Origin of the sequence: Verminephrobacter aporrectodeae subsp. tuberculatae At4 (assembly GCF_000193225.1) — a bacterium.
Lineage (GTDB): Bacteria > Pseudomonadota > Gammaproteobacteria > Burkholderiales > Burkholderiaceae_C > Acidovorax > Acidovorax aporrectodeae.
In genome coordinates this window covers 1-15,998 of record NZ_AFAL01000390.1, presented here as the reverse complement: position 1 = coordinate 15,998, position 15,998 = coordinate 1, and the positions used below count along the sequence as shown (strand labels likewise).

Genomic DNA, 15,998 nt, shown 5'->3' with positions numbered 1-15,998 from the left:
AGGGGTCGGGCCCGGGCAGCGGGCTTTGCTCGGCATGGCTGATCAAGGTGATCACATCCACCGCGTCGATGCCGGCGATCGAGTCTTCCAGCGGCTTCGTGACCTGCGACTCGATCACCTCGGCCGACGCGCCCGCGTAGCGCACGCTGACCGTCACCACGGGCTCGTCGATCTTGGGGTACTCGCGCACCGACAGGCGCGTAAAGCTCACCGCGCCAACGAGCAGCACCAGCAGCGACAGCACGGTGGCAAAGACCGGCCGGCGGATTGAGATCTCAGCCAGTTGCATCGCGGGCCTCGGACCGGCTGGGGCGGCCTGCCGACTGGCAGGGGTCGGGCCCGGGCAGCTGGCTGGCAAGGGTCCGGTCTTGCAGCTCGCTGCCCGGGGGCGGCTTCGGCACGCCGGGCTCCTGCACCTGCACCGGCGTGCCGTCTTTGCGGATCCGCTGCTGGCCCGCAGTGACCACCCGGTCGCCGGCGTTCAGACCGTCGAGCACCTGCACCCAGCCCGAAGCGCGCAGGCCCAGTCGGACGGGGACGCGGCGCGCCACCCGGCTGCCCGGCTCCTGGCCGTCCACGACCTTCAGCACATAGGGACTGGCGCCTTCGGGAACGATGGCCTCTTCGGGGACCACCTGCGCATCGCTGCGTTCGGAGAACACCGCCGTCACACGGGCGAACATGCCGGGGCGCAGCTGCAGGCGGCGGTTGTCGATGCAGCCGCGCAGCGCAATCGCGCGCCCGTCGGCGTCGATCTGCGGGTTGATGGCCTGCACCACGGCCGCGTAGCGCACACCGGGCAGCGCGTCGAACACCACCTGCGCGCTCTGCCCCGTGCGCACCTTGGCCTGCAGGCGCTCGGGCAGGCGAAAGTCCACGTACACCGCGTCCAGGTCTTCGACGTTGACGATGTCCGCCCCGTCCTTGAGGTAGTCGCCAACGCTCACGCTGCGGATCCCGGCAACGCCATCGAACGGGGCCACGATTTGCAGGCGCCGCGCAGTGGCCTGCGCCAGCGCCAGCTTGGCCTGCGCCACCTCGAGGTTGGCCGCGCTCTCCTCCATCGCGCGCTGGCTGATGAAGCGCTGGGCGAACAGTTCCTGGCTGCGCTGGTGGTTCGCCTGCGCCAGCGCCAGCTCGGCCTGGCTCTGCCGGACCTGCGCGCGCGGCAGCTGATCGTCGAACTGCACCAGCAACTGCCCGCGCCGCACCCGCTGGCCATCGCGGAAGTTGAGCTGCGTGATGCGCCCGCCCACCTCGGGGCGCAGCACCACGCTCTGGCGCGAGTGCAGGCTGCCCACGGCCTGGGCCTCGTCGCGCAGCGCCATCTGCCGGACGGCCACCGCTTCCACCGGCACCGGCCGCCCGGCACCCCCGGGGGCGCGCCCCGGCCCGGTTGTGCCGAAGCCAGTCCGGGCGCGGGCCGCGCCGGGTCTTGCAACCACCACGCGGCCCCCGATGCCGCAGCGATGCCGATGGCAGCGAAAACGATGTATTTGCTCTTGGACGCCATGGATCGATGAAACCGGGTGGGGTGGATGAGCGCAGTCGGGCACTGTATCAGCGCCCGTCTTGCACCGCAGCAAACTTTGGCAACGCCGCGGGCAAGAACGGATGCGGCGCCTGCGCGGCCATCGACCCGGTGCCGGGTTGCCCCCGCGCAGCCGGCTTCGCGCACCACCCGCTGGCGCTTGTCTGACGAATTCCTGACGGGCATGGCGGCCAGCGCCGGGGCCAGTGCTTACACTGCGCAGCGGAGGGCGGGGCCGGGCATTGCATTCATCATTCGGCACGCCGATATGGAGGTATGGCGCCTCATGCCATGCCGGGTCGTCTGCCAAAAATAGAAGGAAATGCCATGCATGCTTTCAGCCGCTTCTCCATCCGAGCGCGCCTGTACTTCGGGACCGTGTTTTCCCTGGTGCTCTTGCTCGTCATCGGCGCCATGGGCTATGTGGCCCTGGATCGCACGCGCGACACATTGCAGGGGCTGCTCTCGCAGCGCGTGCGGACCCTGACGGACATGTCGGAACTGCGCACCACGCTGGGCAATCTGCGCCGCACGGAAAAAGACATCATCGTGAACTTCAACAACTCGGTGGAAGTCGCTGCGCTGCGCGCGACCTGGGAGCAGACCCTGGTCGCCCTGCGCAAGGGCCTGAGCGAGGTGCGCAAGCGGCAGTCGGGCGACGCGGCGTTCGTCGGCGCCATCGACCAGGCGCTCGCAGAGATCAGGCAATACGAGACGGGAGTTTCCCCGATCTTCGAGCGCATCGAGCGTGCGCAGCTCGACGGCGCCGGCGCCGGCGCCTACACCGACCGCCTCAAGGGCCATATGGAGGCGGCCGACAGGTTCTTTTCCAGCCTGGCCAGCGCGGCGCACGTGCAGATGGAAGAAGTCCGCTCCGGCGTGCAGTCGCGCACCTCGACGATGTCGGCGCTGATCGGTCTGGGTTTGTTGTTCGGGCTCGCGGTATTGATTCCGCTGACCTGGTTCAGCGTGCGCTCCATCACCCAGTCTCTGGGCCAGGCCCGGGAACTCGCCGAGCGCATCGCCAACGGCGACCTGTCGCGCGACACGGGCGCGATGCGCCAGGACGAAGTGGGGCAGCTGGTGGCTGCCATGGGGCGCATGCAGGACGCTCTGCGCGGCCTGGTGCGCGAGGTGCAGGACACCGCGGGCAGCCTCTCCACCGCCAGCTCCGAGATCGCCGGAGGAAACCACGACCTGAGTCGCCGCACCGAGCAGACGGCGGCCAACCTGCAAGAGACCGCGTCCTCGATGGAAGTGCTGACTGGCGCCGTGCAGCAGAGCGCGCAGTCCGCGCGCCAGGCCAGCGGCTTTGCCGAGTTGGCCGCAGAAGTGGCGGCACGCGGCGGCGCCGTGGTCTCCCAGGTGGTGGCCACCATGGGCCAGATCACCGCCAGCTCGCGCAAGATCGCCGACATCACGGGGGTGATCGATTCCATCGCCTTCCAGACGAATATTCTGGCGCTGAACGCAGCCGTCGAGGCGGCCCGCGCGGGCGAGCAGGGCCGGGGTTTCGCCGTGGTGGCGAGCGAGGTGCGCAACCTGGCGCAGCGCAGCGCCACCGCCGCCCGGGAGATCAAGGGACTGATAGGCTCCTCGGTGGGATGGGTGGAGGACGGCTCGCGCCTGGTCAGCCAGGCGGGGCAGACGATGAGCGAAATCGTCAGCAGCGTGCGCCAAGTCTCGGACATCATTGCGCAGATCACGACCTCGTCGGTCGAGCAGAGCGACAACATCGGGCAGATCAGCCAGTCCGTGGCCCGGCTCGACCAGATGACGCAGCAGAACGCGGCCCTGGTGGAGGAATCGACCGCGGCTTCGCAGGCGCTGCGCGAACAGGCGCTGCAACTGAGCGACGCGGTGCGGCGTTTCAAACTGAACGATGACGCACCGGAATGCGCGCCGTTGCAGCCGGTGCGCAGCAACGCCCGGGGGGGCACCGTAGCCCAGGTGCCCGGCCAGCCAGCCTTGCAACTGCGTTAGTCCGGACTTTGCGTCGGCGCGGCCCAGAGCGCCGTCTTAGCCCGAAAAATCCGTTTTATTGCATGACGGCAAATGGACGTTGAAATCACAAGAATGGATGGTTTCCGCCCTGTGTGCGATCACGATGCGCGTGATGGACAGATTTTTTATTGCCGAGTTGATGGCCTTTTCCAGATCGATATCGAGATGGCTGGTCGCCTCGTCCAAAATCAATATCAAGGGCTTTCTGTACAAGGCCCTTGCCAGCAATAAGCGTTGTTTCTGACCGCCAGAAAGGGCAGTGCCCATATCCCCGATCAAGGTGCCATAACCCATGTTCATTCTTGTGATGTCATCGTGCAGGCACGCCATTCTGGCCACATCCTGGACTCGTTCTTCATCCACGTTCTCAGCAAAAAAAGCAATGTTTTCCGCAATGGACCCGGAAAACAACTGATCATCCTGCATGACTGCATTCACAAAGGGCCGATAATTCTGAATGCCCATTTTTTGCAAGTCCTGTCCTCCAAGAAGAATGCAACCCTCTTCAGGCAGCAACAGACCCAAAATCAGCTTGGCAAGGGTTGTTTTGCCACATCCGGAAGGGCCTGTAATGGCCACCGATGCGCCCTGAGGAATGCGGACCGTCAAATCACGCAGAATGAACGGGTCAACCTTTGAATATCTATAATGCAGATTGCGTATTTCAATCGTCAGATCATCCGGAGTCCGTGCATTCCGTGAAGCAGCAGAAACTTCGCGTTCAGTCAAAACAATGTCCGCGAGACGCTCTCCTTGGATGCTCAGCATTTTGAAGTCTACGATCTTGTCAATCAAACTGCTGATCCGGCTTGCAAACACGGCCTTGAAGGACATGTAGGCAAACAGCATTCCAATGGAAAAAACATTCGCCAGAACCAACCGGGACCCAATCCATACGGAGAGTATAAGCTCGATTCCCAATAAACTGCCATTGGCAAGTTTATACCCGATCATGAATCGCTGGGTTCGCAGCTGGCGGTTTGCGCTATCAACCACGCGGTTGTTCCATAGCGTTTGCCGCTGTCCTTCCCCGCCGAAAATCTTGATGGCCTGTATGCCCCTGGCACTTTCCAGGAAAGTGGTTTGTTGCTTCGCCGAAAGCACAATTTGCTCTTCCGTGGAACGGCGCAGCGGAGCGTAAACCAGCCAGCGCAATGCAGCGTAAAAAGCGACGGCAAACAAGGCAACCAGGGTCATCCAGGCGCTGTAGAGCAGCATCATGGTCAACGTGACCACGACCATCAAGCCATCAATGATTGCTTCGATGAAGTTCGTGGTTAACGTTCTTTGGATCGTGTCAATGGAATCAAATCGTGAAACGATGTCCCCAAGATGGCGTTTTTCAAACCATGCCTGAGGCAAGCGGAGCAAATGAGAAAATACGTTGACCGACCATTGAATAATGATGTCCGTGCTGAAATTCAGAACCACCCACGAGCGCAATGCAGCAATGAATACCTGCGCCAACACAACGACTGAAAATCCAAGAGCCAACAAAGTCACCAAATCCTTGTCTCCGGAAAGCAGTGCATGATCGACGACCCACTGGACGTACAAGGGGCTCAACAGCCCGCACAATTCGATTCCGAGAGAAATGAAAAATATTTGGACTATTTTCCCGGGCAAGCCCGATATCTGGCCAAAAATCTGAGCCAGCTTGATCTTTTTCGGTTCCTTTCTGATTTCAAAATCAGCTACGGGCGACAACTCCAGGGCGACCCCTGTAAAATGCTCGGAAATCTCCTTGATGGACAGTGTGATGATTCCTTTTGCCGGATCATGAATAATGAATTTCTGTCCGAAAGACTTCTTCAGAACGACAAAATGGTTCATGTCCCAATGCAGTATGCACGGCGTCTTCAGATCCTTCAGTTCATGCAGTTCAAGGCGCAAGGGCCGCGCGGACAGGGAGTATGTTTGCGCGGCATCTCTCAGCTGTGCCAGATTCATGCCCTTCAACGACACGGCCAACCGGTTGCGAACGCCGGCCAAGTCGGTGCCATGTCCAAAAAAATTGAGAATCATGGCCAAACAGGCAATACCGCACTCGGCAGCCTCTGCCTGCAAAATCAAGGGTAATTTTCTGCCTGAATCACGATTCCGGAAACTCATTGGAAATATTTCCCGCGCAGACTGTAAATTGGCTCAAAAATCCATTCAAGCAACGTGCGCCTGTCCAGCATGACGTCTGCCTCAACCCGCATGCCGGAACTCAATTCCTGTCGCTTCCCGTAAGCCAGAATATAGGGTTGCGCCAGCCGCACCCGAATGCGGTACAAGGGATCATTCGAAATTTCGGCCATCGGGTATATCAGCTCTGTTGATAATATGGGGCTTTCGGAAATGTCAATGACGCTTCCGGAAGCGTGGCCAAACTTCTGATAGGGGAACGCCTGATACCGGAGTTTGACGTTTTGTCCGGTCTTGATGAAACCCGCATCCTTGCTGGAGGCAAACAAATGAACCTCCAACGCACTGGCAGGATTGTCAACCGGGACCAGGGTCATCAATGGCCGCGTGGGCGCCACAGTCTGTCCGACAAATGCAGTCAATCCGGTGACCCGGGCAGCATGCGCCGCCCGAATGACAATCTGCCTCTTCAATTGATTTTCTATGAGTTCCTGCTCAAGCTGTTGAATGGATCTGTCTATTTCTTCCAATTGCTCTTTTTCCTTCATCGGAAGAACATCCAATTCATTCTGCAATGAATTTATTTCACGCGAATTGCTCGTCTGCATGCGTTCATTCGTTTGAACCCGATATCTGAGTTCATTGCTTGCCTCCATTTTTTCTTGCATTTGAACGATGGAAATGAACTTTTTCTCATAAAGAGCACGGAATTTATTTTCTATATCTTCGGATAATTCCAGGCGCTGACTCAGCGTGCGGTGCTCGTGAATTAATTGTGACAGCTCTTGTTCAAGCGATTTCTTTCTACCCAGTATCCCTTGGCGTGTCGTATGGAAAAGTTGGCGCTGTTGCATCTCGATGGATTTCAGACTTTTCTTGCGTGCCTCTATTTGGGCGACAACGGCTTGTCGTGATTCAATATCCTTTTCTCCGAATCGTTCATCCAGAATGGTAAGCAGAATTTCTCCTCGTTTTACAATTTTCCCCTCAGATACCGCCAGCGTCGCAACGCGGCCAGCCAAAGAGCTATAAACACGCAAGGCCCCGCCCTGATGTATTACATAACCTTCCAGCGTCGTGCGACGGGTAAATTCTCCAAAAAAAAGCAAGCCAAGCAGGATGGCAGAAAAAATAACCACTGCCAATGTCAGCATAAGAAGAATTCCGGAGCCTTGAAGGACCGTGGAACCCCAGTAGGACTGGGAGTGCTCACGCAATACTTCTTTGCGAAATAAGGACATAAATTAGATAAATAATCAGCGAGTAGAGGATTGGACAAAAGAACAATGCTGAAGAGATGTCACTGTCCCATTGCATGACCGTTGTTTGCTGCGGAACGAAGAGGTTCTAGCTACCCCCCACTGACCCCAACATGACCAAGTCAGTGCGATTCAATGGTTGCTCCCGTTGCGTACATCACAGCGCCTGATCCATTCAGTCCGACTTCCCGTTAATGACTCATCGCTGTACACCCTCGGGCTTTTCGATGCGCTCTGCCGCTGCCCGGCACAGGACAGACAGAAAAACGTGGGGTCTCCTCGTTTCCGAAAAGGTGCTTGCGCGCGTGCGCGGGATCGCTAACCGCGCGGGGTCTATGTCTGCCTCGCCAATGCGGCAGACACAGTGTGGCCTTCGGCTTGTCTCCATAACCTCGGCACCCCGGACAGCCCGCAGTTCTCGCTGCGGGACATGAATTACGCGGCTCAATACCCGGCCCGCGCGTCCCCCTGTCAATGTTTCGCCCACACCTTTGTAAGTGTGCACGTATGACTCGGGGCCGCCGTAGCTGGCTATGCCTTCAGCGTATGAAACTTTCATTCACAACACCTTGCCGGAGTGTCCGGCACATGAAAATTTGGCGTACCTCCTTAAAAATGCCTACCGGTTTATTGACCTGCGGAACTCGTTCCGCAATAAGGATTGTTTGAAATAGCCAGAGAGCCACCGACCAGCCCACCGACAAGTCCGCCAAAGGCCATACCCACCGGCCCGGCAACACGACCTACGTAAATACCACTGGTCGTACCGAGTGCAACGCCAACAGCTGCTGCACCAGCACATCTGCCGGCGTCTTTATCACCACCGACAACCTTTTTCGTTTCATCAATAGAAATTTGCTTCATTTTTCACTCCTTTTCACCTACCAAAAAAAGTGTCTGCTTTTCGGACAGACACTACCAAAAATTATCCAATTTGATGTACTCCCCTAAAAACGCCTACCGGCTTATTGACCTGCGCGGGAACTCGTTCCGCAATAAGGATTATTCGAAATGGCCAGAGTGGCACCGCCCAACCCACCGAGAGCTCCGCCAAGGAACGCACCCGTCGCCCCGCCAAGCTGACCTATGGAAGCACCAACGGCCCCACCAATTGCAAAGCCAACAGCTGCGGAACCAAGACATCTGCTGAGGTCTTTATCACCACCGACAACCTTTTTCGTTTCATCAATAGAAATTTGCTTCATTTTTCACTCCTTTTCACTTGCCAAAAAAAGTGTCTGCTTTTCGGACAGACACCACCAAAAAATTATCCAATTTGATGTGCCTCTTTAAAAACGCCTACCAGCTTGTTGACCTGCGCGGGAACTTGTTCCGCAATAAGGATTATTTGAAACGGCCAGAGCGGAACCGACCATCCCACCGAGAGCTACACCAAGGAGCGCACCCATCGCCCCGCCAAGCTGACCTATGGAAGCACCAACGGCCCCACCAATTACAAAGCCAACAGCTGCGGAACCAAGACATCTGCTGAGGTCTTTATCACCACCGACAACCTTTTTCGTTTCAGCAATAGAAATTTGCTTCATTTTCCACTCCTTTTCACTTACCAAAAAAGTGTCTGCTTTTCTGATAGGCAGGATCAAAAAATTATCAGAATCGAAACAGCAGAAAACGGCGATTTTTTTAGAAAATACCTTGCTGCAACCACCATCAACTGTTCCGCAATTGGTATTATTTGAGACAGCTATCGCACCAACAGTAAACCCACCGGATAGTATGCCAATAACTGTACCTGCCATCCCGCCAGCAAGACCTATGGTACCATTATTACGGGCACTATTTTCCATTTTTTCTATAGAACCTTGGTTCAATTCAAAAAGTACTATCATGCACGAAAAAAAGTAAATGATGAATGCTTTGGGTATTCTATTTTTAGGCATATCTTTATTCATCTTTGGGAATTGATTTAATTTGCGACGTTGTTGCATAAATCCTGGGCCACATAGCATGCGGACATTTGCTGCCATTGACAAGAACAAGATCGCAAAGAGCGACTGACGCAAATGGAAAAAAAGTCAGCGGCTACCAAAAGCGCTCGCTGGTGGAAAACCTGATGTACCGTCTGACGACGCTGACCAGCCATTTCCTGTGGGCACGTGTGATTGGCTCGCAGGTTATCAAGGTCGCCATCCGTGCGGGCATGCTCAATCGCATGGCCGTTCTGGCTCGCCCGCAGTCTGTGTGCATCACCTGAAATGGTGTTTTGAGGAGACGCATCTTCGACGGTCGATTTATGCAACAACGTCACTGGCAGCGCTTCCAAAGCTTGTTCGGTCTCAAGCAGGTGTTTGGTCTGCCGCTGCGTGCGCTGCGGGGACTCGCGCAAAGCCTGCGAGTTGTCTTGCCCGTGCTGCGCATGGGTGAACCACGGCATCTGGCCGTCGACGACAACACCGGCCCCAAACGCTGTGTCTACGGCCAGGCCCTGGCCGGTCTGCTCCAGCAGATTTCGCCCGGCGCACCGATGGACACCGTTGGCGGCGATGGCGCCTGCGGCACCAAAGCGTGCCACGCGCAGATTGCCGCGTGCGCAGCTGCCATGCCCTGGCCGCAGGCCACGCCGGGCGCAAGCTGACACAAGGCCACGATTGACGAAATCGCAAAGGGGCACTGCTTGGCCACACTGCTGCTTGGCAGTGCGTGCACCGGAGAGCGTGCGGACCATGTCAAACTTCCTTGCGGACGGATGAAAAGCAGTCGGAGTCAGCTGCGTGCGACCATTTGTCGCACGAGTGACGTGTCGCCAGTGTAAGGCAAAAAATAGTCAATGCAAGAGTGTGGGTGTTTCGTGGGTAGGGCAATCGTGCGCTCCCTGGATGACCCAGCCGGGGGCCAATTCACACCGCACACCAGCATCAGCGCATGCAGCTTGGTGGGTCAGCGCGATGGCGCACAGTGGGGCCTGAACCGCCCGCAGATCGCGGCGGCAACATCGCCGCGCGCATGGTCCGGCCGTGCAGTGAACCGGCAACGCACGCGTGGGGATTGAAGGAGCAATCGGTGCCGGGTGCGTTGCGCGATGTTCGGCCTGGGCCAGACGATCACGCCGCACGACCTGAGCAACACCTGCGTCGAGGGCGGGGCCGTTGCTGGTGAACAAGGCCGAAGCGCGGCCGCAGCAAGGAGCGCCGCGACTGCCCGCGTGGGACACTGAGCATGGCGCTTGGACGCCAGCGGGTTCGTGCGGCGCGTGCAATTTTTCGCCGGCAATGGCGGCGGCCTCTTGACCTGTGGGTACCGGGGCCGAACGGCTTTCACCGCCACTTCAAGGGCAATTCAACGGCATCCGTCGTTAGCGAGAAGAAGATTGAACGTAGAGAACGTTGCTGCGCAAGGAGTGCAAAATTCTTGACAGCACAGGCTGACGCTCCAGATATTGTTGGGGTGAACAGCTATGGTGTGCCTGCGATTGGCTATATTCTCGCCACCCCTCAACACTGTTTTCATTTTTAACAACGTGTTGTTCAAATCGGATAGCCAACGCATCAGAAGATATCTGCACGGACTTGGGAACACGCAGCAGTTCGAAATCCTTGGAATATTGAACAGAAAACTCTTCTCGCACCGAGAAAGGAATGCATTCGATCGCATATCGACGAGCATCCGGATTTATATTTCCGATATTGGAAATTATGTAGACTCCCAAATTGCTCAACATGGGATGCGGCAATATCGCCCCGGCCTCCGGGTCGGGCAAGAGATTCTGTATTTTTGCCGTAATGTGCAAGTCTTGCCGCTGGGTCTCCGGGCTGACAGGTGCAAAGCTCATCTGACCAGTTCCCCGCAGACCGCCATCAGTGATCCATCGATTCAAAGCAGCCTCTCGCATATTATCAGGAATTTGGCGCAACTGATTTTGAAGCCCTACGGCAGAATGCCCACGTGCTTCGATGTCCAGTTTCAGGTCTGCAGATCCATCGGTATGAATTTGCCATTTGCCATGCACTTCGATCCTGTTTTCCTCCGAACGGAATGAGGGTGTTCTGTCGAGTCGACTTTTCCCGTCAAAATCAACGACGAGTACCGGCTTGTCACTATTCTCCATAGGCAAGGCTCCCCAGGCTATGGCACTGGCTGCAGGATCAACAAAGCGCTTCAGTTCCGGAATGAACACAATACAGTGATCAAACCATGGCACAGGCAATTCGGGCAGCTCATAATCTGCCTGGGTTCGAAGCAACGCAGGTGTTGCATTGATGCCTGCGGATTGCAACAATGCGATCATCAGCAGCGATTGATCCTTGCAGTCGCCATATCTGTTCTTCAAAATCCAATCCAATTCATGGGGTACCCAGCCACCGGTTCCCAAGTAAACTGCGACGTAGCGAACGTTTCTGCGCAACCATGCATGGATTTTTCTTGCTTTCCCTTCCGTCGTCTCTTCGCCTTGAATGATCTCATGCGCCAATTTCCGGATATCTTCATTCAGGGTAAGGCGTGATGCGAAAGCTTGACCGAAGGAACGTCCCAACTGCTCCCAATCAGAAAAACTGGAAAACATCCAGCGAGGATTGGAATTCTGGATGTTGACGGCACCCGCATCCAGCAAGTGGGCTTTGGAAGTGCCTTGAATTTCCCACACCTTTTTTTGCCCCGATTGATGGCTCTGTACGGCCATGCCCTGACCTTGCACCTGAAAATCCATACCCTGAGGTATTTCCAGGCGTGCGTGATATTGGTCTACGTCAACATTATGGGGCAGAGTGTCGTGAAAGGCGCTCCATCCCGGAAGAAAATTCTTGAAATCACGTCCCTTGACTGTCACCAAAGTGCGATCACCTTTTTGCAAATCCGGAAACGTGACTTGCAATATGGAGGCTTCTGGCCAACTGACTCCGGATTCAGTGGTAACCCCCAATTGTCTTTGAATGGCATCCGCCTGAACCGGGATCTTTCGTCCGTCGGCCTTGAGGGTGTAGGCTTCGGTGATTTCGGCAACTTGGTAGCCTTGGCTGTACTGATAAAAGTATTTTCCGATGTTCACAGCGCCAACGTCCGAGAGCGCCTCATGCTCCAGCGTCTGTTCCCATTCATTCGTCAAATCCTGATGGACGTTGACCTTCAGTTCCAGTCGAACAATTTTGTAGTGGGCAGCCTGCAAGCCCTGTGCATGGGCAATGGATGCACTGATCAAGCAGGCGAGTATCGTGTCAAAACAGAAAATGAGACCTTGAGAGATCCGGTTTGAAATGTTGAATTGCATCAGAGGACCACCTTTCGTTCAAAGTTTTTCAACGCGACGCGACGGAGGATGCAGTCCCGAACGCTACTTGACGGGGCGTGCATCGGAGAGGGTGCGGACCATGTCAGACCCCCTTGGGGGCGGATGGAAGGGAGCGTCGTTCCCAGCCCCGGGCGATCATTATCACCCAGGTTACTGTTTTCTGCATGAAGCAGGAAAAATAGTCGATATGGGAGTGTGGATATTGGCCGTTTCGTGGGCAGGGCAATCGCGCCATCCCGGCTCCCCGGATCACCCAGCCACACACCTGCCCGCAACTGATACTGGCCGTGGCGCTGGACGCCAGCGGGTTCGTGCGGCGTGTGCAATTTTTCGCCGGCAATGCCAGCGAGCCCAAGCACACCCCAAGGCATGCTCACGGGTCTGGATGTGGTCCCAAGGTGCCACGGTGGATGCGGGCGTCTCCACCGAGGCCAAGCTGCAATGCTTGCGCGGGTTCGGCTACCACTGCGTGGTCGCCACCAAGCTTGCGCCGGCGTCCGTTCGATCCGGCGCTGGCCACCGTGCCGACGTGGTCAACGGCAGGGCCGCCACCGTGTTCCATGTCTACGACAAGCGCCACCCCGACCGCCTGTACATGTGGCAAGCAGGCAAGGGGTTCGACGACGGGGGCCTCTACGGCCTGTGTGGGTGCCGGGGCCGAACGGTTTCCACCGCTTGGCGCGGTCTGCGCGCCTGCTCACCGGCAAATCGGGGCAGCCATCGCATAAGCGCCGCCCCTTTTTGCTTTTCATGCACCGGCGGTATTTCCAGGCCCTATTGCTTGGTCGCGAAACTGGTCGTGTTCAGCGTCATGGGGAACCCGTCGGCGTCCATCTTTGTATCCGCAGCAGGGCCATATAGATTGGTGCCATCCACGTCCAGCAGCAACTTGCCCGTGCTGCTGATGAATTTGCCGTCGGGCATCATGTTCAACGCCAAGCCGGAGCCGCCGTCAGCACCTGTGCTGGACCCGGTGAAGGCCAACGAAACGCGTGCCACATTGGTCTTGCCGGGGGCGCTGCCGGCGGACCATGAAGCGTCGTATTTTTCGATCACCCGACCGGCCTTGGACATGCATGCCGCGTCGGTGTAGGCGGTATACGTCACCTCCACAGTCTTTTCGGCGAGCATCAGGCTGGTCATGCGATAGGAGTAGGCCTTGTCCTTGCTGCTATACGGAAACCCGGCTTTGCAGACGGTGGTATCTCCGGTCCAGGTGCCGACGTATTCGGCGACGCGGAAGTCTCCGGGTGCCGTCGGGGAGGCTCCGGTGTCGGTGCTCGCATCCGACCCTCCGCCACTGCCGCCACAGGCGGTCAGCGCAGCGGCGCAGAGGGTTGCGAGGATGAGTGGGGACGGGCTCGGTTTCATGGTGCTTGGTTCCTTTTGTTGCCAGGGTGATGTACCTGCCCATGCCTTGGCCGCGTTGCTGCCGGGTGGTGAGTGCATCAAGGGGAGCACATGATGTCAAAGCTTCCGGGGTTTGCGGGTGAGGAAGATGAAAGGAATGCAACGGATGTGGGACCCGACGTCCTTTCACGCCGGGCCCCCAAGGGCGCTCATCCCTCGCGCGTCACGCGCAGCACCTCCGCGCGGCTCGTGATGCCGGCGGCGATCAACCGTTCCCCGTCGTCGCGCATCAGCGCCATGCCGCCTTCGAGCGCGGCCGTGCGGATGTCGGCCTCGGACGCCTGGTTGTGGATTTGCGCGCGCAGGGTCTCGGTCGTCACCAGCAGTTCAAAGACTCCGGTGCGGCCCGTGTAGCCTGTTTGCGCGCAGGGCGCGCAGCCGCTGCCATGGCAGTGAACGCAGTACTTGCGCACCAGGCGCTGGGCCAGAACGCCGAGCAGCGACGAGGACAGCAGGAACGGCTCCACGCCCATGTCGGTGAGCCGCGTGACGGCGCTGGCGGCGTCGTTGGTGTGCAGCGTGGCCAGCACCAGGTGGCCGGTGAGGGAGGCCTGGATGGCGATCTGCGCGGTCTCGAAGTCGCGGATTTCACCGATCATGATGATGTCCGGGTCCTGGCGCAGGATGGCGCGCAGGGCCGTGGCAAAGCTCAGTTTGATCAGGCCGTTGACCTGGGTCTGGCCGATTCCGGGCAGCTCGTATTCGATCGGGTCCTCGACGGTCATGATGTTGTTGCGCGTGGCGTCCAGGCGCCCGAGCGCGGCGTACAGCGTGGTCGTCTTGCCCGATCCCGTGGGGCCGGTCACGAGGATGATTCCGTGCGGCTGGCCGATCAGCGCTTCGAAGCGGTGCAGCGTCGCGCCCTGCATGCCGACGGACTCCAGGCTGAGCCGGCCGCCGCTTTTGTCGAGCAGGCGCAGCACGGCGCGTTCGCCGTGGGCGCTGGGCAGGGTCGAGACGCGCACGTCGATGGCGCGCGTCCCCAGCCGCAGGCTGATGCGTCCGTCCTGCGGCAGGCGCTTTTCGGAGATGTCCAGGTCGGCCATGATCTTCAGGCGCGAGATCAGCGCGGCGTGCAGCGCGCGGTTCGGCTGCACGACCTCGCGCAGCGTGCCGTCGACCCGAAAGCGCACGCTCGAATGGCGCTCGTAGGGTTCGATGTGGATGTCGCTCGCGCCGTCGCGCGCGGCCTGCGTGAGCAGGGCGTTGAGCATGCGGATGATGGGCGCGTCGCCCGCGGACTCGAGCAGGTCTTCCACCGCGGGAAGCTCCTGCATCATGCGTGACAGGTCGGCGTCGCTCTCGACTTCGCTGACCACCGTCGCCGCGCTCGACTCGCTGTGCGAGTAGGCGGCGCTGATGCGTTGCGCGAGGTCGGGCGCGTCCAGCGTCAGCAGCTGCTGTACGGGGTGTTTGCGCAGCACTTCCGAGAGCGCACCCGTGTCCGGTCCGGGGCCGTGCCAGAGCACGAGTTGCTCGCCGTCGTCCTCGAGCAGCAGCTGCGCGGTGCGCGCGAAGGCGTAGGGCAGGGGGTGGCGCATCGCTGGCTGGAATCAGTTGCCGTCGGGTGGCGTGGGCTGCGCGCCGTCCGGGCGCTCGCGGGGCAGGGAGAGTGACGCCGGCAGCACCGGGAGTTCCGGCGTCGCGTCGACGTTGCGCAGCATCCAGTTGGGGGCCGGTTGCGTGCTCTGTTGCAGCGCGCGGATGCTTTCGTAGCGGTCGATCGAGAGCGCGTCGCTGGCGGCGTTGTCGCGCACCACGGTGGGGCGCAGGAAGACCATCAGATTGATTTTCTTGCGCGAGCGGTACTCGCTGCGAAACAGGCTGCCGACCACGGGCAGGTCGCCCATGAACGGGACCTTGTCCTCGGCCTGCGCGTAGCTGTCTTCGAGCAGTCCGCCGATCACGATGATGTTGCCGTCGTCCACCACCACGTTGGATTCGATCGAGCGCTTGCTGGTGGTCGGGCCGTTTGCGTCCTTGGTCGTGTCCCGGTCGATCTTCGAGACTTCCTGGTAGATCGCCATTTTCACGGTGCCGTTTTCGCTGATTTGGGGGCGCACCCGGAGCATCAGGCCCACGTCCTTGCGCTCGATGGTATTGAACGGGTTCACGCTGCTGCTGCCCGTGTTGTTCGCGTACGAGCCGGTGATGAACGGCACGTTGCTGCCGATGACGATCTTCGCCTCTTCGTTGTCCAGCGTCATCAGGGTGGGCGTTGAGAGCACGTTCGCGTCGCCGCTGTTTTGCAGGAAGTTGGCCAGCGCGCCCAGGTAGTACTGGCCGTTGATGCGCGGCGCGAGCGCCAGGTTCATGCCGTTGCCCAGCGTGCTCAGGGCGCTGCCGAGGGCCGTCTTGGAGCCCGACGCAGCGGCCGCCGTGAGGGTCAGGATGTTGCTGCCGGCCTGTCCCGAATTGG

The 15,998-nt window shown here is 58.8% G+C and carries 13 protein-coding genes and 1 pseudogene; 3 read left to right on the top strand and 11 right to left on the bottom strand.

Going from position 1 to position 15,998, the window contains the following annotated elements:
- On the bottom strand, positions 1-289 hold a 289-nt coding region (locus VTU_RS0110395; protein ID WP_010103908.1), incomplete at its 3' end, for an efflux RND transporter permease subunit.
- A complete protein-coding gene (locus tag VTU_RS26795; RefSeq protein WP_236610701.1) occupies positions 276-1,448 on the bottom strand; it encodes an efflux RND transporter periplasmic adaptor subunit in 1,173 nt (390 codons plus the stop codon). The genes VTU_RS0110395 and VTU_RS26795, both read right to left, overlap by 14 nt.
- A gap of 410 nt (positions 1,449-1,858) precedes the next feature.
- On the opposite strand from VTU_RS26795, the gene VTU_RS0110380 reads away from it, so the two are divergent.
- A complete protein-coding gene (locus VTU_RS0110380; protein WP_010103902.1) occupies positions 1,859-3,514 on the top strand; it encodes a methyl-accepting chemotaxis protein in 1,656 nt (551 codons plus the stop codon).
- 36 nt (positions 3,515-3,550) lie between these two features.
- Here VTU_RS0110380 and VTU_RS26790 read toward each other — a convergent pair whose 3' ends face one another.
- The 5 genes from VTU_RS26790 to VTU_RS32685 all read right to left on the bottom strand — a co-directional run bounded on the left by VTU_RS26790 (position 3,551) and on the right by VTU_RS32685 (position 8,912).
- Positions 3,551-5,608: a peptidase domain-containing ABC transporter gene (locus VTU_RS26790; protein WP_010103900.1), complete on the bottom strand. Its 2,058-nt coding sequence runs from the start codon at positions 5,606-5,608 to the stop codon at positions 3,551-3,553.
- A 35-nt stretch (positions 5,609-5,643) separates the two neighbouring features.
- Complete coding sequence (locus VTU_RS31400) at positions 5,644-6,819, bottom strand: beta-barrel domain-containing protein (protein ID WP_169315385.1); 1,176 nt, start codon at positions 6,817-6,819, stop codon at positions 5,644-5,646.
- Positions 6,820-7,551: 732 nt separating this feature from the next.
- Positions 7,552-7,788 carry a Blp family class II bacteriocin gene (locus VTU_RS31395; RefSeq protein ID WP_081479782.1) on the bottom strand — a complete coding sequence of 79 codons (237 nt, stop codon included), beginning with the start codon at positions 7,786-7,788 and terminating at the stop codon, positions 7,552-7,554.
- 101 nt (positions 7,789-7,889) lie between these two features.
- On the bottom strand, positions 7,890-8,129 hold the full coding sequence (locus VTU_RS32690) for a Blp family class II bacteriocin (protein WP_138927843.1): 240 nt from the start codon (positions 8,127-8,129) through the stop codon (positions 7,890-7,892).
- 84 nt (positions 8,130-8,213) lie between these two features.
- Positions 8,214-8,912: a hypothetical protein gene (locus VTU_RS32685; protein ID WP_138927842.1), complete on the bottom strand. Its 699-nt coding sequence runs from the start codon at positions 8,910-8,912 to the stop codon at positions 8,214-8,216.
- 41 nt (positions 8,913-8,953) lie between these two features.
- On the opposite strand from VTU_RS32685, the pseudogene VTU_RS31390 reads away from it, so the two are divergent.
- Positions 8,954-9,139 (top strand): annotated as a pseudogene (locus VTU_RS31390) (IS5/IS1182 family transposase); the annotation flags it as partial.
- Between the two features lie 39 nt (positions 9,140-9,178).
- On the top strand, positions 9,179-9,520 hold the full coding sequence (locus tag VTU_RS0110350) for a hypothetical protein (protein WP_010103893.1): 342 nt from the start codon (positions 9,179-9,181) through the stop codon (positions 9,518-9,520).
- 717 nt (positions 9,521-10,237) lie between these two features.
- Here VTU_RS0110350 and VTU_RS31385 read toward each other — a convergent pair.
- From VTU_RS31385 to VTU_RS0110325, 4 genes are all read right to left on the bottom strand, one after another.
- Positions 10,238-12,148, bottom strand: coding sequence for a DUF3857 domain-containing transglutaminase family protein (locus tag VTU_RS31385; protein WP_081479781.1), 1,911 nt, complete (start codon positions 12,146-12,148; stop codon positions 10,238-10,240).
- A gap of 795 nt (positions 12,149-12,943) precedes the next feature.
- Entirely contained in the window at positions 12,944-13,540 is a 597-nt protein-coding gene (locus VTU_RS0110335; RefSeq protein WP_010103889.1) for a hypothetical protein, read from the bottom strand.
- A 188-nt stretch (positions 13,541-13,728) separates the two neighbouring features.
- Positions 13,729-15,120 (bottom strand): GspE/PulE family protein, encoded by a 1,392-nt coding sequence (locus tag VTU_RS0110330; protein ID WP_010103888.1) that lies wholly within the window; start codon positions 15,118-15,120, stop codon positions 13,729-13,731.
- 12 nt (positions 15,121-15,132) lie between these two features.
- Positions 15,133-15,998: secretin GspD/PilQ domain-containing protein (locus VTU_RS0110325; protein ID WP_010103887.1), on the bottom strand; the 866-nt coding region annotated here is incomplete at its 5' end.